We start from the raw sequence: 22,599 nt of genomic DNA on the forward strand, positions 1-22,599 counted from the left end.
CAATGACATCGTGGCAATGACAGGGAGCGATCACGGCAGCCGCAACTGCTCCACCGCCTCCCGCAAATCGTGCGCCCACGCGCGCCGGTCCCGCCCCTCCGCCCGCTGCATCTGCCCGAACCGCACCTGCGCCACGAAGGGCCGGCCCGCGAGCGTGCGCCAGAGCGAGCCCAGCAGCGTGTCATCCCCGAGGTAAAGCGGCCCATCGCTGTCTTCGCCGGTACGCGCATCGACGAACCGCAGGCCCACCGGCTGCACCGGCACATCGGCAGAAATCGCGGCCTGGATCAGGTTGCCGTGAAAGGGCAGCAGGCTCTTGCCATCGCCGGTCGTGCCCTCGGGAAACACCGCGACGATCTCGCCCGCCTCGAGGCTTTGCGCCATGTGGTGCACCACGCGCATGGCATCGCGCCGCTTCTCGCGCTCGATGTACAGCGTGCCGCCGCCGGTGGCCAGCGTGCCGATCAAGGGCCAGTGCTTGACGTCGGACTTGGAGACGAAGCGGCAATGCCGCGCCGCATGCATCACCAGGATGTCGAGCCACGAAATGTGATTGGCGACCAGCAGCACCGGCCCGTGCGGCGGCGGCCGCCCCTGCACCTGCAGCGGAATGCCCAGGATGTGCAGCATGCCCCGCGCCCAGGCCTGCACCATGGCCTGCCGCCGCTGCTCGGTCCAGTGCGGGAACAGCAGCACGATGGTGAGCCAGCCACGCAGCGCATGCCCCACCGCGCGGGCCAATCGCCAGAGCGCGCGCAGCGACTTCACCGGGCGGGCGCGGCTTCGTAGGCGACCTGGCCGCCGACGATCGTGAAGCGCACCTGGCCGGGCAACTCGTGGCCGGCAAAGGGCGTGTTGCGGCCCTGGCTGCGCAAGGCAGCGGGCCGCACGGTCCAGGCCGCGTCCGGATCGAAGATGCAGACGTCGGCCACGCCGCCATCGAGCAGCTGCCCTGCGCTGGCCTGCAACGTGCCAAGGGCGCCGCCCAGCACCCGCGCGGGCTCATTGGTCAGCACCGCCAGCGCACGCGCGAGGCCGGCGCCGCTGTCCTTCCCCCATTTCAAGGCGAGGCCCAGCAGCAGTTCCAGCCCGGTGGCGCCGGGTTCGGCTTCTGCAAAAGGGAGCACCTTGGCGTCTTCGTCGACGGGCGTGTGATCGGACACCAGAGCGTCGATGGTGCCGTCAGCGAGACCGGCACGCAGGGCATCGCGATCGCGCTGCTGCCGCAGCGGCGGCGACAGGCGCATGCGGCTGTCGAAGTAGCCGATGTCGACATCGGTCAGATGCAGCGAATTGATGCTGACGTCGCAGCTGACCTTCAGCCCCTCCTGCTTCGCCTGCCGCACGAGCGCGACGCCGGCGGCGCTGCTGATGCGGCACAGGTGCACGCGCGCGTCGGTCGCGCGCATCAGCTCGAAGATCACGTGCAGCGCAATCGTCTCGGCGGCCACCGGAATTCCCGCCAGCCCGAGCCGCGTGGCGAGCGGACCACTGGCCGCCACGCCCTTGCCCAGGTGGTACTCCTGCGGCCGCAGCCATACGCTGTAGCCGAAAGTCGAGGCGTACTGCATGGCACGCTGCAGCACCTGCGTGTTCTGCAACGGCACTTCGGCCTGGCTGAAGCCGACGCAGCCGGATTCGGTGAGTTCGGCCATCTCGGTCAGCACCTCGCCCGCGAGGCCGCGCGTGAGCGCGCCAAGCGGGAACACGCGCGCCTGGTGCAGCTTCTCGGCGCGGGACTTCAGCATGTCGACCAGGCCCGGCTCGTCGAGCACGGGGTCGGTGTCCGGCGGGCACACCACGCTGGTGACGCCGCCGGCCACCGCCGCTGCCATCTCGGACTCCAGCATGCCCTCGTGCTCGTGGCCCGGCTCGCGCAGGCGCACGGCGAGGTCGATCAAGCCCGGCGCGACCACGCAGCCGCGCGCGTCGATCGTGCGATTGGGCGCAAAGCCCTCGGGCATCTGGCCGACGCCGATCACGCGGCCAGCGGCCAAGGCCACGTCGCACACCCTGTCGAAGTTGCGGGCGGGATCGATCACGCGGCCGCCCTGGATCAGGATCTTCATGCCGCCTCCCGCACGTTGCCGGCCACGATGCCCATGACCGCCATGCGCACCGCGATGCCGAAGGTCACCTGCGGCAGGATCACGCTCTGCTTGCCATCGACCACGGCGGAGTCGATCTCGACGCCGCGGTTGATCGGCCCCGGATGCATCACGATGCAATCGGGCTTGGCAAGCGTCAGCCGCTCCGGCGTGAGCCCATAGCGCTTGAAGAATTCCTGCGAGGACGGCAGCAGCGCGCCGCTCATGCGCTCGTTCTGCAGCCGCAGCATGATGATCACGTCGCAGCCCTTGATGCCCTCTGCCAGCGAATGGCACACGCGCACGCCCATCTGCGCCATGTCGTTGGGCACCAGCGTCTGCGGGCCGACCACGCGGACCTCGGCGCAGCCCAGCGTGGTCAGGGCGTGGATGTCGGAGCGCGCCACGCGCGAATGCAGCACGTCACCCACGATCGCCACCGTGAGATTGCTGAAGTCCTTCTTGTAGTGGCGGATGGTGTACATGTCCAGCAGCCCCTGCGTGGGGTGGGCATGGCGGCCGTCGCCGGCGTTGACCACGTGCACGTGCGGCGCGACATGCTGCGCGATCAGGTAAGGCGCACCCGATTCGCTGTGCCGCACCACGAAGATGTCGGCGGCCATCGCCGACAGGTTGGCGATGGTGTCCAGCAGCGACTCGCCTTTGCTGGCCGAAGAGCGCGCGATGTCCAGGTTGATCACGTCAGCCGACAGCCGCGTGGCGGCGATCTCGAAAGTCGTGCGCGTGCGCGTGCTGTTCTCGAAGAACAGGTTGAACACGCTCTTGCCGCGCAACAGCGGCACCTTCTTCACCTCGCGGTCGTTGACGCTGACGAATTGCGAGGCGGTGTCGAGGATGTGCGTGAGGATGTCGCGGGGCAGCCCCTCGATGGAGAGCAGGTGGATCAGCTCCCCGTTCCGGTTCAATTGCGGGTTTCTTTTGTAGAGCATGGGATCTCAGCTTGCGCGCTCCACCTGGAAGCTGAAGCGCCCATCGTTGGCGCGCGCCAGGGCCAGCGACTGGTCGGCCGGCAGCGAAACGCGCGCGGCCGCATAGTCGGCCTGGATCGGCAGCTCGCGCCCGCCGCGGTCCACCAGCACCGCGAGCAGCACGCCAGCCGGTCGGCCGTAATCGAACAGTTCGTTCAGCACGGCGCGAATCGTGCGGCCGGTGTAGAGCACGTCGTCGAGCAGCAGGATGTGGGCGCCGTTGACGTCGAAGGGCAGTTTGGTCTGCGCGGTCGCCGACAGGCCACGCCGCGCAAAGTCGTCCCGGTGCATCGCCGACGAGATCACGCCCGGCTCGCCCGCCAGAGCGAGGTCTTGCTGCAGGCGCTCGCCCAGCCAGGCGCCCCCGGAGGTGACGCCCACCAGCCGCGTGCCGGCCTGGCGCAGGTTCTGCACGCCGCGCAGCAGCTCGCGGTAGAGCGCCTCGGCGTCGAGCGTGAGCGCGCCGGATGGGACGGGGGCGGAATTCAAGGCAGGCTCCTCAGGAACTGTTCCAGGATGACGCAGGCCGCGCCGGCGTCGGCATCGCGTGCGCCGGATGCCAGCGCTTCGGTGGTGCTGTAGCGCTCGTCGACTTCGTACACCGGCTTGGCGCAGCGGCCGCGCAACTGGCGCGCGAACTTGCGCGCGCGGGTCGTATTCTCGTGGCTGGCGCCATCGGGGTGGAAGGGCACGCCGACGACCAGCGCGTCGGGCTGCCACTCCTTCACCCGGGCCTCGCACTGCGCCAGGCGCGCGTCGCTGCCCTCGGCCCGGATGGTGGGCTGGGGCGTGGCGCTGCGCAGCATCCGGTTGCCCACGGCGACACCGGTGCGCCTGAGGCCGAAATCGAAAGCGAGAAAGGTCTGGAAATGCGCGGGAACGTCGGGCACGGAGTCCGCGTTCATGCGTGCCCGGCTCCGGGCGAAAGCATCCACAACTGCAGGCCCAGGAGGCCCAGCGCTTTCGTGTAGCGCTCTTCGATGGGCGTGTCGAAGATCACCGCAGGGTCGGCGCTGACGGTCAGCCAGCTGTTCTCGGCGAGCTCCGACTCCAGCTGGCCTTCGCCCCAGGCGGAGTAGCCTAGCGTGATGAGCAGCTTGCGCGGGCCGGAGCCGGTGGCGATGGCCTCCAGCACGTCCTTGGAGGTGGTCATCTCCAGGCCGCCGGGGATGGTCATCGTTGACGCATAGACCGACTCGCTGGCGTCCAGCCCCTCGGCATGCACGGCCTCGTGCAGCACGAAGCCGCGCTCGGTCTGCACCGGGCCGCCCTGCAGCACCGGGGTGCGCGCGAGTTCGTCCCGGCCCAGCGGTAAGTCGACTTTCTCGAACAGGTTGCCCAGGTTGATGTCCGTGGGCTTGTTGATGACGAGGCCGAGCGCGCCCTTGGCGCTGTGCTCGCACAGGTACACGACGGAGCGTGCGAACGAGCCGTCCTGCAGGCCCGGCATGGCGATCAGGAAGTGGTGCGTCAGGTTCATGGAATCGGCTTCGTTCGCCATGGGGCAGATTTTAAGTGGATGGAACCCTCCTGCGAATCCGCGCTGCTGTGGTACCGCCGCGACCTTCGGGTGGCGGACCAGGCCGCGCTCTACCACGCACTCACATCCGCGCGGCGCGTGCACTGCGTCTTCGTGTTCGACACCGCCATTCTGCAAGGATTGCCGCGGCGCGATCGGCGGGTCGAGTTCATCCGCGCTGCGGCCGCGGCGCTCGACGGCCAGCTGCGAGCGCTCGGCGGGCCGGGTTCCGGACTACCGGTGCCGCGCAGCTGCTGCGCGAGTTCGCCTCCCGTGGACCTGGCGGCGGCAGGCATCGCGCTGGGCCGCGGCTACCGGCTGCCCATCGTCGACGATGCCCAGGCGCACGCGGCGACGCTGCGCCGCTATGCGGCGGTCAAGGCGGGCTGACGGCGGCGACCGCGGGCTGCACCCGACGCATGAAGGCCAGCGAGGCATCTGCCACCTCGCGCCAGCCGCTGTCCACCGTGAGCGCGTGGCCGCGACCGGGCATCTCCGCGATCTCGGTGAGACCGCCGTTGCGGCGCTGGCGCCGATACGAGGCATTGGCGATCGCCCAGGGGACGGTGTGGTCCTTCTCGCCGGAGATGATCAGCATCGGACCGCGCTCCGGGTTGGCGGTGTCGACCTTCACCTCGGTCCAGGGATTGAAGTTGGCGGTGGCCGCCTGGAACAGCGGCGCGCCCGAGGCGGGAACGGCAAAGGTTGCGTAGAGTTCGCGCGCCTCCTGCTCGCCGACGGCATTGGCGAAGGCAAAGCGGAACTGCTCGAAGGTGAGCGCCACCGCCTTGCCGCGATTGGCCGGATTCCCCAGCACCGGCCAGGCCGAACGCAGCGCCGAGATCGGCAGGGGCAGCACGCCGCGAAACGGCGCGGGGTCGATGGCCACCGTTGCCAGCGCCAGCCCGCGGCCCGCGAGCATCTGCACCAGCAGGCCCCCGAAGGAGTGGCCGACGATGATGGGCTTGCGCCGCAGTCGCCGAATGACCGTCTCGAAGTGATCGGCGACCTGGCCGACCGTCTTGTTGGCGAAAACCTCGGGATGCGCATTCGCTTCGGCCACGGTGCGCGGATCGTCCGGCCAGCCCGGGGCGAGCGCGGTGTAGCCGGCCTCCTCGAAGACACTGGCCCAGCGGTCCCAGCTGCTGGGCAGCAGCCAGAGTCCGTGCACGAACACCACCGGCTGCAAGCCGCTGGCATTGGCGCGCGCGACCTGCGCGGCCTCGTGTTCGGTGAGGGGAGAGGAAGCGCCGGCGGACGGCGCGGAGCCTGGCTGGTTCATGAGACCTCCACGGAAGTGGCTTTTTTGCGCAGGACGCGCCGAATCCTTATAAGCCAGCTCTTGCTGAAAGCAATGCGCGACCGCAGCCCGTCCGTCATGTCGACCGCACCCTCGCCGAACGCCTGGCCGCCCGCCGCTGCCAGCCTGGCGGGCCAGCCAGGACGCGCTGCACTGGCCGTTTGAGCCCGGCACTTGATCGAGGAGGTTTGAACGCAGAAGGCGCGAAAGTGAATTCAAAACACGCAGAATCACGGCCAAGAAAAGTTTTTCCAGCTTCGGGATCTCTTCTGCGCTTTTGGTTTTCCTTCTGCGACTTCTGCGTTCAAGGAAGATCCTCCCGCACCACCGCCCTCTGCAAGGCACAAAGCAAAAAGCGGCCCGAAGGCCGCCTCTTGCTTGCGCGCGCAACGACTAGCCGTCAGGCCGTCACCGCCTGTGCGCTGTAGTGCTTCACCAGCGACAGCAGTTCTTCTTCCGAGTAGGGCTTGCCCAGGTAGTGGTTCACGCCCAGTTCCTTGGCGTGCTCGCGGTGCTTCTCGGCGATGCGCGAGGTGATCATCACGATCGGCAGGTGGGCCAGGCGCACGTCACCGCGGATGTTGCGGGCCAGGTCGAAGCCGTCCATGCGCGGCATCTCGATGTCCGACAGCACCACCGTCGGCAGTTCGTCGGCCAGCCGCTCCAGCGCCTGCAGGCCGTCGGCGGCGAGCGCCACGCGATAGCCTTCGCGCGTCAGCAGGCGCTGCGTGACGCGGCGCACGGTGATCGAGTCGTCCACCACCAGCACCAGCGGCACGGTGGGCACCACCGGCATCAGCGGCGCCGCGGGCTTGCCGGTCTGCTCCAGCATGTCGGGCTGGGCACGGTCCGCGCTCAGCGCGCGGGCCTGCTCGCCGTACACCTGCATCAGGGCCACGGGGTTGTAGATCAGGACCACGGCGCCCGAGGCCAGCACGGTCATGCCGGCCAGGCCGGGCAGCCGCGCCAGTTGCGGGCCGAGGTTCTTCACCACCACTTCCTGGTTGCCCAGGACTTCGTCCACGTGCACCGCGACGCGCTGCGCCGCGGAGCGGAAGATCACCACGGGCAGCGTCTTGGTCTGCGGCTCCACCGTGTGCCGGGAAGACTGCAGCAGCGCGCCCGACCAGAAGAAGGGCAGCTGCTCGCCGGCGAATTCGAAGGTGCCGCTGTTGTAGGCCTGCTGGACTTCCTTCTGGCTGCCGCGGCGCACCAGCTCCACCAGGTTGGCCGGCACGCCGATCGAGAGCTTGCCCGAGCGCACCATCACCACCTGCGTCACCGCGGTGGTCAGGGGCAGGACCAGCTTGAAGCTGGTGCCGCGGCCGGCCTGCGTCGTGGTCTCGATGCGGCCACCGAGCGCGTTGACTTCGGCGCGGACCACGTCCATGCCGATGCCGCGGCCGGCGAGTTCGGTCACTTGCGCCGCGGTGGAGAAACCGGGCAGGAAGATCAGGTTGGCCGCGTCGCTGTCGGACAGCTGCTGCTGCGGCGTGATCAGGCCCTGCTGGATCGCCTTGTCGCGGATGCGGGCCACGTCGAGGCCGGCGCCGTCGTCCTGGAATTCCACCGAGACGTCGTTGCCTTCGTGGCGCATGTGCACGTTGATCGTGCCGCTGGGGGTCTTGCCGGCGGCCGTGCGCACGTCGGGCGTTTCGACGCCGTGGGCCACGCAGTTGCGCAGCAGGTGTTCGAAGGCCGGCGTCATGCGATCGAGCACGCCGCGGTCCATCTCGATGGTGCCGCCGATGATGTCCAGCTTGACCTGCTTGCCGCTTTCCTTGGCGGCCAGGCGCACCACGCGATAGAGGCGCTCGGAGATGCCGTCGAATTCGACCATGCGCGTGCGCAGCAGGTCGCGCTGCAGCTCGCGGGTCTGGCGGGCCTGGGCGACCAGGTCGTCTTCGGTCGCTTCCACCACGCGCTGGATGTTGCGCTGCACGGTGGCCACGTCGTTCACCGATTCGGCCATCAGGCGCGTCAGTTCCTGCACACGCGTGAAGCGGTCGAACTCCAGCGGGTCGAAGCCGGCCGCCGTGTCCTTGGCCTGCGCCATGCGCGACTGCATCTGCGACTCGGCCTGCACTTCGATCTCGCGCAACTGCATGCGCAGGCGGTCCAGGTTGCCCGTGAGGTCGCCGAGCGAGCCGCGCAGCTGGCGCAGTTCGGACTCGAGGCGCGAGCGCGTGATCATCACCTCGCCGGCCTGCATGACCAGGCGGTCCAGCAGCTGCGAACGCACGCGCACCGCCTGGTTGGCGGACTTGTGCGCGACGGTGACACTGGTCTGGGCCGGCATTGCGATGGCGGTGCGCACCGGCGCCGGCTGGGCGGCCGGGGCGGCCTGCTGCGCCACCGGTGCGGGTTCGACCGCGGCCACGGGCACGGCTTGCAGCGGTTGCGGCGCGACCGCGGGCTGCGCAGCCACGACTTGCGGCGCGGCCGCGGGCTCGATCGCCTGCGGTTCTTCGGCGGGAGCGAAGCCGCCGGTGCCGCGCAGCGTGTCGAAGCGCGCCTGCATCGAATCGAAGCGATGCAGCAGGGCCTCGACGTCGGCGGCGGCGATGTTTTCGCTGCCCAGGTATTCGACCTCGGACTCCATGCGGTGCGCGAGCTCACCGAGCTGCAGCGCGCCGGCCAGGCGGGCGCTGCCCTTGAGGGTGTGCAGGTGACGCAGCACCTGGTCGCGCGGCTCGCGTTGCGAGGGATGGTTGGCCCAGGCGCGCAGGGCGCTGCCCAGGGCGGGCATCAGTTCGGCGGCCTCTTCCTCGAAGATCGGGAACAGGTCGGGATCGATCGCATCGACCACGTCGGAGAGGTCTTCTTCGTCGTCCTCGATGGCAACCACCGGCGCACGGGGCGCGGCGGGCTGCAGCAAGGGGGCGGGCTGCAGCAGCAGCGCCGGTTGGGCGATGCGCGCGGCTTGCACGACGGGCGCGGGCTGGACCACCGGCACGGGCTGGACCATGGGCGCCGGCTGCGCGATGACCACGGGAGCAACGGTCTCCGCCGGTGCGGGCTGCACGGCTTCGGCCTGCGGCGGCGAGAAGTCGAAGTCGACGTCGATGTCGGTTTCGTCCAGCCGCGAGGGCGGGAAGCGGCTGTCGGTGCGCAGGTCGCCTTCGGCGTTCTTCAGCGCATGCAAGGCCTGCAGCAACACCGCATCGGGTTCCTTGAGGAAGCCGGCGGCGAACTGGTGCAGCAGGCGGCGCACTTCCTCGGCCGCCTCGGTGAACACGCGGGCGTGTTGCGGCGTGCCGTCGGCGAGCGCCTGCGTGTGCTGCAGCGCGCCTTCGAGGGCGCGGGCGATATCGGACAACGCCTGGAAACCGACGGTCGCCGAACTGCCGGCCAGCGCGTGCGCCCAGCCCACAGTGCTGTCGGGGACGGACTGGTTCATCTCCAGCGTCCACTCGCTGATCTCGGTCGCGAGCCGGCGTGACCACTCGTCCGCCTCGTTGAGGTAGACGTTGTAGAGAGGAATGCCGATGCGCAGCTTGCCGATCACCTTGACCTGCTCGTCGCGCGCAGGCGCGGACGAATCGACCGGCTCGACTTCGGGCTCGGCTCCGGTCACTGCCGGCTGCACTTGCGCGACCGGCTCGGGCTGCGCCATCGGGGCGGCTTCCGCCGGCACCTGGGCGAAGCCGGCCACCGCGGAGAGGCTGGCGAAGTCGATGTCCTCCATGCCGAACGCGTGTTCGACCTTCGGCTCGGACCTGGCCGCGGGCACATCGAGCTGGAGGCGCGGCATGACGGCCGTGGAGGCGAGCTCGGGCAATTCCTCGGGCTCGGCTTGCGCGGCCGGGACCGGGAGCGACGCGGGCGGGTGCGCCTCGGGCATGGCAAAGCTCGCAGCGAGCTGCGCGAATTCCGGCGGCAGTTCGTCGTCTGCGCCGAGCTCGGAAACTTCGGTCGCGGCCGGAGCAGCCAGCGAGGCTTCCGGGGTGAGGTCGAAGTCGAACGAGACCTCGGCCGGCCGGGCGGCGGGAGGATCGAGGTCCAGCGTGAAGCCCAGGTCCGCGAAATCCATGGTCGGCGCGGCTGGCGCGGCGGCCGGCTCGAGATCGGCAAAGCCGGAGTCCAGCGCCACCAGGTTCGACAGGATGGCTTCGTCCTGCACGGGCAGTTCGGCAGCCACTTCCACCGCGGCCGGCGCTGCGGGCGCGGCGGCCCCAGGCAGCGCGATGGGCAGCAGGCGCGACTCGGTGCGCAGCGCGTCGGCGGCGGTGCGGAACGCGGCCGCTTGCCACTGGCTGTCAGTGTGTGCCGCGATGTCGTCGGTCCACCGGCCGAAGCCCTGCATCGCCTCGACGCACAGCGTGCGCATGTCCGCGCCGGCCGACTTCTGGTCGGCCAACCAGGTGTTCAGCACCTGCTCCAGCGACCAGGCGGCCTCGCCGAATTCGTTCAGGCCCACCATGCGCGAGCTGCCCTTGAGCGTGTGGAACGCGCGCCGCAGCGTCGTCATCTCGGGGAGGTTCTTGGGCTCATCGGCCAGCGCCTGCAGGGCGGCCAGGCCATTGGCGACGACCTCGCGCGCTTCCTCCAGGAAGATCTGCAGCAGTTCGTCGTCGCTCTCATCGTCGGCGGCGGGAGCAGCAGCGACGGGAGCGGGTGCGGGCTTGGCAGCCACCGGCGCGGGCGCGGGCACAGCCGCCACCGGTGCGGGAGCGGCTGCAGCGACCACAGCGGCGGGTGCAACGGCGACCGGCGCCGGTGCCACCACAGGCGGCAGTTCCAGCGACGGCAGTTCGGGCAGGCGCGCAACGGGCGCGGCGACAGGCGACGGCGCAGCGATCACCTCGATCACGGGCGCGGCGGCTTCGGCCGCGGGTTCTTCCGCGCGTCCCATCAGCGGACGCAGTTCGCCACGCACGTCGTCCCAGATGAACAGCTTCTTGGCCAGCGTCGGCTGGTAGTTCAGCATGTCGATCAGGAAACCGAGAGCGCCGAGGTTGTTGCCCAGCTTCTCGAAGGTGCCGGCGGTGCGCGCCTTCGCTTCGTCGACATCGGTGGTGATGATGTTTTCCACCGTCTCGCGCATGCGCATCACTGCCTGCGAGGCCTGGTCCAGGCCCAGCACCGACAGCACGCCGCGCATCTGCTGCAGGAAGCCCGGCGCGTCGCGCAGCGGGGCCTTGTCGGCGGGATCGCGGAAGAACTGATCGAGCAGCTTCTCGAGCTCGCCCATGGTGCCGCGCAGTTCGCCGACGACGCTGCCCATGGTCTGCTTGTCGCTCACGCGCCGGTACAGGTCTTCGACCCAGTGCTCCAGCGGCTCGGGATGGCCGCCTTGCTGCACCTTCTTCAGGCGCTCGGCCAGGCGCGCGGTGCGGTCGGCGAGTTGCTGGTCGTTGGGGTCCAGGTCCTGGAAGGCCGCTTCCAGGTACAGGACGGCCGTGGCCACTTCCATCGCCAGTTCGGCACTGGGCGCGCGGTTGCTGCGCACCACGTTGTCGATGGCGCCGTTCATGGCCTGCGCCAGCGGCTGGCTGCCGGGATAGAGCTTCTGCAGCGTCTCGGCCAGCGCGTGGAACTGCTCGCCGACGCTCTTGACCTTGTGGCTGTCGCCGCCGGACAGGCCGGACCAGGTTTCCTTGGCGGTCGCGATGCGCTTGCGCAGCTGGTTCAGCAGCACCGGATCGAAGCGGCCGAAGGGGCTGGTGGCGTAGTCGACCGGCCTGGCCTTCGCGAGGCCGTAGCCCTGGCGCACGGCGGTCAGCGCGGGCGCGTCGGTGGGGCGCGCGGGCACGGCCTGCGCGCAGAAGAAGACGAGGTCCTGGGCCAGGCGCTCGGACACGCCCGCGTCGCCCTTGGCAAGCGCTGCGTACTGCAGCAGCACGCGCGATGCGGCGCGCTTGACGAACAGGTCGGCGGGCAGCAGGCCCAGCGCGATCGCCTCGAAGTAGCCGCCGGCGATCTTCCAGAAGATCTTCGGCTGGCGCGCGGTCTGCGCGGCGGCCAGGCCCACGCTCAGTTCGGCGAGGTCGCGGCCGGCGGCCGCGTCGGCGGTCTTGACGATGCGCAGCACCGCCTGGTCCATGCGCGAGCGCACGGCGGGTTCGTAGGCCAGGGGGCGGACCGCGGCGGGGGCCTGGAAGTCGTTCCACTGCCAGTTGATGCCCCACAGGTCGGCGGGATGGATGCGGTCGGCCCCGGTGAGGTCCTGCACGTCCTTGTACTGCACGAACAGCGACACCGGCGACACCGCCTTGCCACCAAGCAGCGCCTCGAGGAATTCGGTCAGCGCGAAGCCGGCGCGCTCCACCTTGGCGGCGGACGCCTCGGTGCACAGCTCGGGCCGCTCGACGAACCTCTGCACCGCCGCTTCCATGCTGCGCAGCATGTGCGCCGGGGCGGGCATGCCCACCATCTCGAGCGCGCCGACGGCCTGGTGCATGTGCTGGCGGGCGATGCGCAACTGGCCGGCATCGACCGAAGCCATATCCTGGCCGCGTGCCTGCGCCGCATCGCGCACGAAGCGCCGCAACGCCGACGAGGCCGATTCGAGCGACTTGCGCAGCTCGTCCAGCACCCAGGCCAGCGGGCCCAGGTCGTTGTTTGGCAGATCGTGATCTTGGGCTGCTGCTTGCATTGCTTTATGACTCGCTTCGCTGATGACTTCGCTGCGCCTCAACGGCGAATGACGCACCGGTCATTCGCCATCCCCCGTCGCGCAGCGACGGAGTCATTCGTCAGGCAATCTTGAACCGCGACACCGACTGGCGAAGTTCTTCGGCCATGCGGGTCAGTTCGCGCACCTGCTGCGCGGTGGAGCGGGTGCCTTCGCCGGTCTGTTCGGTCACGGCGAAGATGTGCTGGATGTTGCCGGCCACCACGTTGGCGGATTCGGCTTCCTTGGAGGCGGACAGCGAGATCTGTTCGATCAGGTCGGCCAGGCGGCGCGACACCTGGTCGATCTCGGTCAGCGCGGTACCCGCGGTGTCGGACAGCTTGGCCCCTTCCACCACACCCTGCGTCGAGCGTTCCATGGCGGCCACGGCGTCCTGCGTGTCGGTCTGAATGGCCTTCACCAGCGCCGAGATCTGGCGCGTCGCATCGGCGGAGCGCTCAGCCAGTCGCTGCACTTCTTCGGCCACCACCGAGAAGCCGCGACCGGCTTCACCGGCGGATGCCGCCTGGATGGCAGCGTTCAGGGCCAGCACGTTGGTCTGTTCGGTAATGTCGGAAATCAGTTCGGTGATTTCGCCGATCTCCTGCGAGGACTCGCCCAGGCGCTTGATCCGCTTGGAGGTTTCCTGGATCTGGTCGCGAATCGAGTTCATGCCGCCGATGGCGTTCTGCACCGCCTGCAGGCCCGACTCCGCGGCTTTCAGCGACTGGCGCGCAACCTGGGCGGATTCCTGCGCCTGGCCGGACACCGTGTTGATTCGGCCGGCCATGTCGAGCACCGACTGGCCGGTTTCGCGAATTTCGCGCAGCTGCTCGGTCGAGGCGGCCAGCAGTTCGGTGGAGGTGGATTCCACCTGCGCCGTCGTCTGCGCCACCCGCGTGACCGTGTTCTGCACCGCACCCACCAGCTGGCGCAGTTCTTCCACCGTGTAGTTCACCGAGTCGGCGATGGCGCCGGTGATGTCCTCGGTGACGGTCGCTTCCTGCGTCAGGTCGCCTTCGGCCACCGACTGCAGTTCGTTCATCAGGCGAAGAATGGCGGCCTGGTTGGCGTCGTTCACGCGCTTGGCTTCCTGCTCCTGGCGCTCGGCTTCCAGGCGCTGCGATTCGGCGCGTTCCTGGCGGTTGCGCGAGTCCTGCAGCTGCACGAAGGCCAGGCCGATGGCACAGGCGATCGCGAACAGCGAGGAGATGGCCAGCGCGACCAACGCACCGGCGCCCAGGCCGGTCTGCGCGGACAACTTGCTTTGCAGTTCTTCCATCGAGCGGCGCAGCGGCTCGGAGTCGGCGACGATCGAGGCCTGCGCTTCGCGGGCGGACACCAGGCCCTGCAGGTTGCCCAGGATGGCGCCGGCTTCCTGGCGCGTCTGCTCATAGAGCTTTAACAGCGCGTCGAGGCGTTCGCGGGTCTGTTCGTCCTTGGAGGCGACGAGGCGCAGCTCGGGGTTGCCATCCATCAGGCCTTGCGCGATCTCCTTGAAGGAGTTCAAGTCCTTGCCCAGCAGGAACACGGCTTCCGGCGACACGCCTTCCATGGTCAGGAATTCGTTGGCGGACTTGCCGATCCGCTGGGTCAGCATCACGAGCTGGCCGGCGGCGGAAATCTCGGCGGGATTCGCGTTCTGCTGCAGCTTGAGCGAAGACACCGTCTCGGCGATCTCCAGCAGGTCGGACGACTGGCGGTTGATCGTGCGCAGCGCGGTGCCCACCTGGGTCAGGATCTTCTGCTGCGCCAGCACGGTCTTGGCGTTCTTCTCGGCGCGCTCCATCAGCGGCGTGATCTTCTCCAGGTCCTTCTGCTGGTCATCGGACACCGGCGCGAGGCGCAGCTCGGCGTCACCTGCCTTCAGGCCGCGCACGGTCTGCGCCAGCACCTGGGCCGATTCCCGCACGTCGGGAAAGGCCTGGGGGCTGCCGATCAGCGCCTGCGACACCGACTTGGCGAGTCGTTGCGACTGCATCAGCGACTGCCCGGTACCCGCCACCTGCTGCGCCACCTTGTCCGCCTGGTTCACCGAGTAGATCGCCACGCCGCCCAGCACCACCAACGCCACCGACAACAGCGTGAACAGGATGCGCTGGTGGGTGGCCGTCGTGCGGCGCCCGAGCACCGGCACCGTGATCAGTTCCGCGCGGTCGATTTCCTCGCTGATCGAGTCGTCGTCGAGCGAGTCCCCCGCGATGCTGCCGCCGGATTCGATGCTGGCCGTGGATGGATCCGGGGCAGCGAGGCTCAGTTCCTGGGTGACGGACGGGTCCATCTCCTCGGACGGGTTCTTGGCGAACAGGTTCTTCAGGGAAAAGCTGGCGGACATGATGGTGCCTCAGTGGAGCGGACTAAGCGCTGATGCTCAGGAAGTGCGGTTGCTGCGACAGCGCTTGCAGGTTGATTTCCTGCCAGAACGCACCGGTCGCATCGGTGAAGCCGCTGCCGAAGTAAGCCGGCGAGCCGGCGGGGGCGTCGCTCGAGGAGACGAAGGCGTCGGTATTGCGCAGCCCGGCGAGCCGGTCGATCAACAGCGCGCAGTTGACTTCCAGCAGCTGGTTCAGTGCCACCAGCCGCGACTCGGCGCGGCCGGCGTCCGAGCGCTGCGCGGGCGCCTGGCCACTGACGAAGCTGGCGAGGTCCACCACGCCATACAGGCCGCCGCGCAGGTTGGCCACGCCCAGGAACCAGCTGTGGGTGTACGGCACCGACTGGGTCGCGCTGTACGGGAAGATCTCGCCGGACTGGCTGAGCGGAAAGAGGTACTTCCTGCCGGCCGATTCGACGGCCAGCCAGCCCGCCTGCACGCCTTGGGTGCGGGCGGCCTGCAGTCGACTGGCGAGCCGGCTTTGCAGCTCGCGCAGGGCTTCGCGGTTGGCCATGGGATCGGGTACTGCTTAGAAGAGGCGCGACGCGGACATCAACCCAGGGCCTTGATCTTGGCCATGAGTTCGTCGGCATCCACCGGCTTGGTGATGTAGTCGCGCGCCCCCTGGCGCATGCCCCAGACGCGGTCGGTTTCCTGGTTCTTGCTGGTGCACATGATGATCGGCACGTCGGCGTACTGCGGATCGCGCGTGATGGCGCGCGTCAGCTGGAAGCCGTTCTGGCCCGGCATCACGACGTCCATCAGGATCAGGTCGGGCTTCTCTTCGCCCAGGCGGCGGAACGCATCCTCGGCGCTTTCCGCGGTCTTGACCGAGAACCCGTTCTTCTGCAACAGGTCGGTCATGAACATCAGTTCGGTCTTGCTATCGTCCACAACGAGTACTTTGCGGATGGCCATGGCTCATCTCTCCTTATTCTTTGGCGGTGCCGAACTGCTGCACGGTCTGCAACAGCTGGTCCTTGGTAAAAGGCTTGGTCAGATAGTCCTGCGAGCCGACCATGCGGCCGCGGGCCTTGTCGAACACGCCGTCCTTGGAGGACAGCATCACGACCGGAACGGAGGCAAACTTCGCGTTGCGCTTGATGATGGCGCAGGTCTGGTAGCCATCGAGGCGCGGCATCAGGATGTCGCAGAAGATCAGGTTCGGCTGGTAGTCGTTGACCTTGGACAAGGCATCGAACCCGTCCTCGGCCAACATCACCTCGTGGCCGCCCTGCTTCAGGAAGATCTCCGCACTGCGCCGGATGGTGTTGCTGTCATCGATCACCAACACCTTCAATCCAGGGGTGCTCACTTGGGCTGCTCCTCAACTTGTTTTGTACTGCTCAAGGTGCGGCATCTCCACGAGAGTCCCACGCCGCGTATCGTCAGATCTGGACCATCTCGAAGTCTTCCTTGCGTGCCCCGCATTCGGGGCAAGTCCAGTTCATGGGCACCTGCTCCCACGGAGTTCCGGGGGCGATGCCATGTTCAGGAGCGCCGGCGGACTCGTCGTAGAGCCACCCGCAAATCAGACACATCCAGGTTTTGGTATCAGTCACAGCTTAAAGGGCCTTCGCTTAGAATGCAACGATTGTATCTAGGCCCTTTGCCTACCATTTCCGGGGCCCATGATGAATTCCACACCTATACAGACCAAGGCTTCCGAGCCCGACGGCGAAGAGCAGGGACCGGCCTGCGTGATGGTGTTCAATGCAAGCGATCCAAGCGGCGCCGGCGGGCTCGCCGCCGACATCACGGCGATGGCTTCGGTGGGCGCGCATCCGCTGCCGGTCGTGACTGGCGCCTACGTGCGCGACACCGGTGAAGTGTTCGACCATTTCGCGTTCGACGAAGACGCCGTAGCCCAGCAGGCGCGCACCATTCTCGAGGACGTGCCGGTGCAGGTGATCAAGGTCGGATTCGCGGGCAGTCCCGAGACGCTTTCGACCATTGCGGAGATCGCCGCCGACTACCCGGACGTGCCCGTCATCTCGTACATGCCGGCGCTTTCCTGGTGGGACGAGGGCCCCACCGACCTGTACGAGGATGCCTTCCGCGAGCTGATGCTGCCCCAGACGACCGTGTTGGTCGGAAACCACAGCACCTTGTGGCGCTGGCTGTTGCCGGAGTGGAACAGCGAGCGCAGCCCCACCCCCCGCGACATCGCCAAGGCGGCCGCCGACATGGGCGTGCCCTACACGCTGGTGACCGGCGTGCCCTTGCCCGACCAGTTCGTCGAGAACGTGCTGGCGACGCCCGAGACCGTGCTGGCCAGCGAGAAGTTCGAGCGCTTCGACGCCGTCTTCTCCGGCGCCGGCGACACGCTGTCGGCCGCACTCGCCGCGCTGCTGGCCGGCGGCGCCGACCTCGCCGCGGCCGCCACCGAGGCACTGGCCTATCTCGATCGCTGCCTCGACGGCGGCTTTCGCCCGGGCATGGGCAACGTCGTCCCCGACCGCCTGTTCTGGGCGCAGCCCGACGATCCGGATGCCGACGACGAAGTGCCTGGCGATCCGCTGGCCGCCTTCGACCTTCCCGCCCACGACACCAAACACTGACCCGAGCGCCAGCCATGGCCACAGACAAGAACGCAGAACTCTTCGAGCGCGCCCGCGCGCTGATCCCGGGCGGCGTCAATTCGCCGGTACGCGCCTTCCGCGCGGTGGGCGGCACGCCGCGCTTCGTGCAGCGCGCGCAGGGCGCGTACTTCTGGGATGCCGAAGGCACCCGCTACATCGACTACATCGGCTCCTGGGGGCCGATGATCCTGGGCCACGGCCATCCGCGCGTGCTCGATGCCGTGCAGCGCGCGGTGCGCGACGGCTTCTCCTTCGGCGCGCCCACCGAGCGCGAAATCGAGCTGGCCGAGGAGATCGTCAAGCACCTGCCCTCGGTGGAGATGGTGCGCCTGGTCAGCTCCGGCACCGAAGCGGCGATGAGCGCGATCCGCCTCGCGCGGGGCGCCACCGGCCGCAACCGGATCATCAAGTTCGAAGGCTGCTACCACGGCCACGCCGACGCGCTGCTGGTGAAGGCCGGCTCCGGCCTGGCCACCTTCGGCCACCCGACCAGCGCGGGCGTGCCGCCCGAGGTGGTGCAGCACACGCTGGTCCTCGAATACAACAACATCGCGCAGCTCGAGGAAGCCTTCGCGGCGCACGGCGACGACCTCGCCTGCATCATGATCGAGGCGATCGCGGGCAACATGAACTTCGTGCGCGCGAGCGTGCCCTTCATGAAGCGCTGCCGCGAGCTGTGCACGCAGTACGGCGCGCTACTGGTGTTCGACGAGGTGATGACGGGCTTTCGCGTCGGGCTGCGCGGCGCACAGGGCGTGTATGCGCAGGCGATCCCCGGCTTCGCGCCCGACATGACGGTGCTGGGCAAGGTGATCGGCGGCGGCATGCCGCTGGCGGCTTTCGGTGGTCGGAAGGCGCTGATGGAAAACCTGGCGCCGCTCGGACCGGTGTACCAGGCCGGCACGCTCTCGGGCAACCCGGTCGCCACCGCCTGCGGCTTGGCGACCCTGCAGGAGATCGCGCTGCCCGGGTTCTACCAGGCGCTGGCGGCCAGGACGCAGTCGCTGGTCGACGGGCTCGCAGCGGCCGCGCAAGAGGCCGGCCTGCCGTTTGCGACAGATTGCGAAGGCGGCATGTTCGGCTTCTTCCTGCTGCCGCAGTTGCCGCAGAACTATGGGCAGGTGATGAAAAGCGACAGCCCGAAGTTCGGCCGCCTGTTCCACGGCCTGCTCGATCGCGGCGTATACATCGCACCGGCCCTGTACGAGGCCGGCTTCGTGAGCGCGGCGCACGGCGAGGAAGACATCGCGCAGACGGTGCAGGCAGCGCGGGAAGTGTTCAAGACATTGGCTTGAATGGATGTCATCCCTGAGGATGTCATCCCGGGCTTGACCCGGGATCCACGCGGCGCCTGATCAAGCGCCGCATGGATTGCAGGTCAGGCCCGCAATGACATGGCTGGGGTATTGCGGCTCAAGCCCGCAAATGACCTCCATCGTGGCACCGGCTCAGTGCCTCGGTCGCCTCAATGCCGGAAGTGCCGCACCCCCGAAAACACCATCGCCACCCCGCGTTCGTTGGCGGCGGCTATCACTTCCGGGTCGCGCATCGATCCGCCCGGCTGGATGATGCAGGTGGCGCCGGCATCCACCACCACGTCGAGCCCGTCGCGGAACGGAAAGAACGCATCGCTCGCCACCGCCGTGCCCGCCAGCGAAAGCTTCGCGTGCTGCGCCTTGATGCTCGCGATCCGCGCTGAATCCAGCCGGCTCATCTGGCCGGCGCCCACGCCCATCGTCATGCCGTCCTTGCAGAACACGATGGCGTTCGACTTCACGTACTTGGCCACCTTCCACGCGAACAGCAGGTCCTGCAGTTCCTGCGCCGTCGGCTGCTTGTGCGTGACGACCTTCAGCTCCGACAGCGCGAGCTCGTGGTTGTCCGCGGTCTGCATCAAGAGACCGGAGCCGACGCGCTTGACGTCCATCAGGTTCTGCCCCTTGTCCCAGGGCCGCGCGCCACCGGGGGGCAGCGCGATCTTCAGCAGCCGCACGTTGGCCTTGCCGGCAAACGCCTGCAGCGCCTCGGGGGCGAACTCCGGCGCCATCAGCACTTCGACGAACTGCTTGGCGACCTGCTGCGCGGCGGCGCCATCGAGCGGCCGGTTAAAGGCGATGATGCCGCCGAAGGCCGAAGTCGGATCGGTCTGGAAAGCCTTGGAATAGGCCTCGAGCGGATCCTTGCCGAGTGCCACGCCACAGGGATTGGCGTGCTTGACGATCACGCAGGCCGGCGTGTCGAAGGTCTTGACGCATTCCCACGCCGCGTCGGCATCGGCGATGTTGTTGTACGAGAGCTCCTTGCCCTGCAACTGCTGTGCCATCACGAGCGAGCCGGGCGCGGGATGCAGGTCGCGATAGAACGCGGCCTGCTGGTGCGGGTTCTCGCCGTAGCGCAGGTCCTGCAGCTTCACGAAGCGGCCGTTGGCCTGCGCCGGGAAGGCACTGCGGCTGCCATCGCCCTGCAGCGCCGACAGATAGTCGCTGATCGCCGCGTCGTAGTTGCTGATGCGATTGAACGCGGCCACGGCGAGCGCGAACTTCGTGCCTTGCGAAACCTCGCCCTGGGCCTTCAGTTCCTCGATCACGCCCTGGTACTGCGCCGCGTCGGTCAGCACCGCGACGTCCTTCCAGTTCTTCGCGCCGCTGCGCACCATGGCCGGACCGCCGATGTCGATGTTCTCGATCGCGTCCTCCAGTGTGCAGCCAGGCTTGGCCACGGTTGCCTCGAAGGGATAGAGGTTCACCACCAGCAGGTCGATCGTGGCTATGCCGTGGCGCTGCAATGCGGCCACGTGTTCGGGCAGGTCGCGCCGCGCCAGCAGGCCGCCGTGAATCTTGGGATGCAGCGTCTTCACGCGGCCATCGAGCATCTCGGGAAAGCCGGTGACCTCGGCCACCTCGGTGACGGGCAGGCCCGCGTCGGCGAGCAGCCTGGCGGTGCCGCCGGTGGAGATCAGGCGCACGCCCAGGGCGTGCAGGGCCTGCGCCAGTTCGACGATGCCGGCCTTGTCGGAGACGGAGAGAAGTGCGTTCATGGTCATTCGCAGGACAGGCAGTGCGGCCCGGGGCCGCTGCGGCCTTACTTGAGGAGTTTGTGTTCGATCAGCTTCTTGCGCAGCGTATTGCGGTTCAGGCCGAGCCACTCCGCCGCGCGCGACTGGTTGTTCTCGGCCTTCGCCATCACCACTTCCAGCAGCGGCTTCTCCACCACCTTCACCAGCATCTCGTACATCCCGTCCGGCTCGGTTCCCCGCAGGTCGCGGAAATAACCTTCCAGGCTGGAACGCACGCACTCCTCGATATGTTTTTTGCTCATGCGTCGCTTTCGGCAAGCTCCTGCGGGCGCGCGGGCGCGGACGGGACCGGCAGCCGGTCCATCCTTGCGCCCAGCGCGTGGAAGAAGCGGTTGACCGCGGCCACTTGCGTGCCGCAGTCCTCGACGGCGTTCATCTCCGCGCGGAACGCTTCCCCTCCCGGAAGCGCCCGCACGTACCACCCGATGTGCTTGCGCGCGCTGCGCACACCGGTGAATTCGCCATACAGCGCATGGTGGTCCTGCAGGTGCTCCACCAGCGCGCGCTGCACCTCCACCACCAGCGGCGGCGCCAGCTCGGCGCCCGTGGCCAGGAAGTGCACGATCTCGCGAAAGATCCAGGGCCGGCCCTGGGCGGCGCGGCCCACCATCACGGCGTCGGCCCCGGTGCGCGCCAGCACCTCACGGGCCTTGCCCGGCGAGGTGACGTCGCCATTGGCGACCACGGGAATGGCCACCGCGCGCTTGACCGCCGCGATGGTCTCGTATTCGGCCTCGCCCTTGTAGCCCTGCTCGCGCGTGCGGCCGTGCACGGTCAACATCTGCACGCCGCACTGCTCGAAGGCCCGCGCCAGCGCCACCGCATTGCGCTGCGAGGCGGCCCAGCCGGTGCGCATCTTCAGCGTCACCGGCACACCGTGCGGCGCACAGGCGCGCACCACCGCATCGGCGATGGCGATGGCCAGGGGCTCGTCCTGCATCAGCGCCGAGCCCGCCCACTTGTTGCAGACCTTCTTGGCCGGGCAACCCATGTTGATGTCGATGATCTGGGCGCCGCGCTCGATGTTGTAGACCGCGGCCTCGGCCATGGACTGCGCATCGGTGCCGGCGATCTGCACCGCCACCGGCCCCGGCTCGCCCTCGTGGTTGGCGCGGCGCGAGGTCTTCAGGCTGTCCCACAGCTCGCGCCTGGAGGTGACCATCTCGCTCACGGCATGGCCCGCACCGAAGGCGCGACACAGCTGGCGGAAGGGGCGGTCGGTGACCCCGGCCATCGGCGCGACGAACACGTTGTTCGCCAGGACGTAGGGACCGATGTGCATGGAGGGGAGGGGAAGCGGCTGCCGAAAAAAGAGGCACGATTGTAGGCCCGCGCCGTTTCAGCGCTTGAAATCCGCAAGGGGCTTGCAAGGCCGCCGCAAAAGGCGCAGCGCGGCTAACATGCGCCCCCATGCAAGCCTGGCTGCAATCGCTTCTGACCCTGATGGCGCTGCCCCAGTTCGGGCTGAGCACGCTGTTCGTGGTTGCCTTCGTCTCGGCCACCCTGCTGCCGCTGGGATCGGAGCCGGCGCTGTTCGGCCTGCTGAAGCTCAACCCCGACCTGTTCTGGCCGGCCCTGCTGGTGGCCACCGTGGGCAACACGCTGGGCGGCATGGTCGACTGGGGCATGGGCTATGCCGCGCGCGAGGCGCACGACAAGTACTCCAAGTCGCGCTCGCACCTGAAGGCGCTGGATTACCTGGAGAAGCTCGGGCCCAAGGCCTGCCTGCTGGCGTGGTTGCCGATCGTGGGGGATCCGCTGTGCGCCGTCGCCGGCTGGCTGGAACTGCCCTTCTGGCCCTGCACCTTCTACATGGCCGTCGGCAAGTTCCTGCGCTATCTGTTCATGACCACGGGGCTGCTCTGGTTCTTTCCGCATTGAGGCGCAGCAGCGCCCTCCTGCGCGCGCGCATCGGGCCAGGCGGCCAGCACGACCAGTGCCAGCAGCAGGCCGACCAGGAAGAACTCGTAGCCGCGCACCAGGTGGCGCTGCAGGCGCAGCAGCAAGCGGGACCAGGACATGCGCACACCTCCGTCCCGCAGGGCGGGCGAAGGGA

General features: G+C 68.5%; 20 protein-coding genes and 1 pseudogene. 4 read left to right on the forward strand and 17 right to left on the reverse strand.

The genetic code is table 11. From position 1 onward, the window contains the following. Positions 1–30: 30 nt before the first annotated feature. Genes JWP60_RS20835 through JWP60_RS20860 form a run of 6 tightly spaced genes read right to left on the reverse strand, consistent with a single transcriptional unit; the run spans position 31 to position 4,577 of the window. Positions 31–768, reverse strand: a complete 738-nt coding sequence (locus JWP60_RS20835) for a lysophospholipid acyltransferase family protein (RefSeq protein WP_299795556.1) — start codon at positions 766–768, stop codon at positions 31–33. Continuing rightward, on the reverse strand, positions 765–2,069 hold the full coding sequence (locus JWP60_RS20840) for a dihydroorotase (RefSeq protein ID WP_299795558.1): 1,305 nt from the start codon (positions 2,067–2,069) through the stop codon (positions 765–767). Before JWP60_RS20840 ends, JWP60_RS20835 begins: the two co-directional genes overlap by 4 nt. Continuing rightward, positions 2,066–3,037: an aspartate carbamoyltransferase catalytic subunit gene (locus JWP60_RS20845; protein WP_299795560.1), complete on the reverse strand. Its 972-nt coding sequence runs from the start codon at positions 3,035–3,037 to the stop codon at positions 2,066–2,068. Before JWP60_RS20845 ends, JWP60_RS20840 begins: the two co-directional genes overlap by 4 nt. 6 nt (positions 3,038–3,043) lie before the next feature. After that, complete coding sequence (gene pyrR, locus JWP60_RS20850; protein WP_299795562.1) at positions 3,044–3,565, reverse strand: bifunctional pyr operon transcriptional regulator/uracil phosphoribosyltransferase PyrR; 522 nt, start codon at positions 3,563–3,565, stop codon at positions 3,044–3,046. Beyond that, complete coding sequence (gene ruvX / locus JWP60_RS20855; RefSeq protein ID WP_299795564.1) at positions 3,562–3,981, reverse strand: Holliday junction resolvase RuvX; 420 nt, start codon at positions 3,979–3,981, stop codon at positions 3,562–3,564. The genes pyrR and ruvX overlap by 4 nt, the downstream gene beginning before the upstream one ends. After that, positions 3,978–4,577 (reverse strand): YqgE/AlgH family protein, encoded by a 600-nt coding sequence (locus tag JWP60_RS20860; protein WP_299795566.1) that lies wholly within the window; start codon positions 4,575–4,577, stop codon positions 3,978–3,980. The genes ruvX and JWP60_RS20860 overlap by 4 nt, the downstream gene beginning before the upstream one ends. 18 nt (positions 4,578–4,595) lie before the next feature. Between JWP60_RS20860 and JWP60_RS20865 the strand changes: the two are divergent. Next, positions 4,596–4,817 (forward strand): annotated as a pseudogene (locus tag JWP60_RS20865) (deoxyribodipyrimidine photo-lyase); the annotation flags it as partial. 154 nt (positions 4,818–4,971) lie between these two features. Here JWP60_RS20865 and JWP60_RS20870 read toward each other — a convergent pair. The 7 genes from JWP60_RS20870 to JWP60_RS20900 form a co-directional block, all read right to left on the reverse strand. Further along, positions 4,972–5,877: an alpha/beta hydrolase gene (locus tag JWP60_RS20870; RefSeq protein WP_299795568.1), complete on the reverse strand. Its 906-nt coding sequence runs from the start codon at positions 5,875–5,877 to the stop codon at positions 4,972–4,974. Positions 5,878–6,295: 418 nt separating this feature from the next. Continuing rightward, a complete protein-coding gene (locus JWP60_RS20875; protein ID WP_299795570.1) occupies positions 6,296–12,493 on the reverse strand; it encodes an Hpt domain-containing protein in 6,198 nt (2,065 codons plus the stop codon). A gap of 100 nt (positions 12,494–12,593) precedes the next feature. Further along, positions 12,594–14,846, reverse strand: a complete 2,253-nt coding sequence (locus tag JWP60_RS20880) for a methyl-accepting chemotaxis protein (protein WP_299795572.1) — start codon at positions 14,844–14,846, stop codon at positions 12,594–12,596. A 22-nt stretch (positions 14,847–14,868) separates the two neighbouring features. Continuing rightward, positions 14,869–15,399: a chemotaxis protein CheW gene (locus JWP60_RS20885; RefSeq protein WP_299795574.1), complete on the reverse strand. Its 531-nt coding sequence runs from the start codon at positions 15,397–15,399 to the stop codon at positions 14,869–14,871. 38 nt (positions 15,400–15,437) lie between these two features. Then, positions 15,438–15,803 (reverse strand): response regulator, encoded by a 366-nt coding sequence (locus JWP60_RS20890; RefSeq protein ID WP_299795576.1) that lies wholly within the window; start codon positions 15,801–15,803, stop codon positions 15,438–15,440. Positions 15,804–15,816: 13 nt separating this feature from the next. Continuing rightward, positions 15,817–16,200, reverse strand: coding sequence for a response regulator (locus tag JWP60_RS20895; RefSeq protein WP_299795578.1), 384 nt, complete (start codon positions 16,198–16,200; stop codon positions 15,817–15,819). 73 nt (positions 16,201–16,273) lie between these two features. Then, the gene (locus JWP60_RS20900; RefSeq protein WP_299795580.1) at positions 16,274–16,447 is read right to left on the reverse strand and encodes a rubredoxin; all 174 of its coding nucleotides are present in this window, start codon (positions 16,445–16,447) and stop codon (positions 16,274–16,276) included. Between the two features lie 69 nt (positions 16,448–16,516). Here JWP60_RS20900 and JWP60_RS20905 point away from each other — a divergent pair, with 69 nt between their 5' ends. After that, positions 16,517–17,446, forward strand: a complete 930-nt coding sequence (locus tag JWP60_RS20905; protein WP_299795582.1) for a bifunctional hydroxymethylpyrimidine kinase/phosphomethylpyrimidine kinase — start codon at positions 16,517–16,519, stop codon at positions 17,444–17,446. Between the two features lie 14 nt (positions 17,447–17,460). Continuing rightward, positions 17,461–18,762, forward strand: a complete 1,302-nt coding sequence (gene hemL, locus JWP60_RS20910; RefSeq protein ID WP_299795584.1) for a glutamate-1-semialdehyde 2,1-aminomutase — start codon at positions 17,461–17,463, stop codon at positions 18,760–18,762. A gap of 170 nt (positions 18,763–18,932) precedes the next feature. On the opposite strand, the gene purH is transcribed toward hemL, so the two are convergent. From purH to dusB, 3 genes are read right to left on the reverse strand one after another with little or no spacing between them, the layout of a single operon-like run. After that, entirely contained in the window at positions 18,933–20,510 is a 1,578-nt protein-coding gene (gene purH, locus JWP60_RS20915; RefSeq protein WP_299795586.1) for a bifunctional phosphoribosylaminoimidazolecarboxamide formyltransferase/IMP cyclohydrolase, read from the reverse strand. Positions 20,511–20,548: 38 nt separating this feature from the next. Beyond that, entirely contained in the window at positions 20,549–20,785 is a 237-nt protein-coding gene (locus JWP60_RS20920) for a Fis family transcriptional regulator (protein ID WP_299795588.1), read from the reverse strand. Further along, a complete protein-coding gene (gene dusB / locus JWP60_RS20925) occupies positions 20,782–21,825 on the reverse strand; it encodes a tRNA dihydrouridine synthase DusB (RefSeq protein WP_299795590.1) in 1,044 nt (347 codons plus the stop codon). The genes JWP60_RS20920 and dusB overlap by 4 nt, the downstream gene beginning before the upstream one ends. Before the next feature lie 128 nt (positions 21,826–21,953). On the opposite strand from dusB, the gene JWP60_RS20930 reads away from it, so the two are divergent. After that, on the forward strand, positions 21,954–22,424 hold the full coding sequence (locus JWP60_RS20930) for a YqaA family protein (RefSeq protein ID WP_299795592.1): 471 nt from the start codon (positions 21,954–21,956) through the stop codon (positions 22,422–22,424). On the opposite strand, the gene JWP60_RS20935 is transcribed toward JWP60_RS20930, so the two are convergent. Further along, positions 22,379–22,564, reverse strand: coding sequence for a hypothetical protein (locus tag JWP60_RS20935; RefSeq protein ID WP_299795594.1), 186 nt, complete (start codon positions 22,562–22,564; stop codon positions 22,379–22,381). The two genes, JWP60_RS20930 and JWP60_RS20935, sit on opposite strands and share 46 nt — an antisense overlap. Positions 22,565–22,599 lie beyond the last annotated feature (35 nt).

It is taken from the genome of Ramlibacter sp. (genome assembly GCF_028291745.1).
GTDB lineage: Bacteria > Pseudomonadota > Gammaproteobacteria > Burkholderiales > Burkholderiaceae_C > Ramlibacter.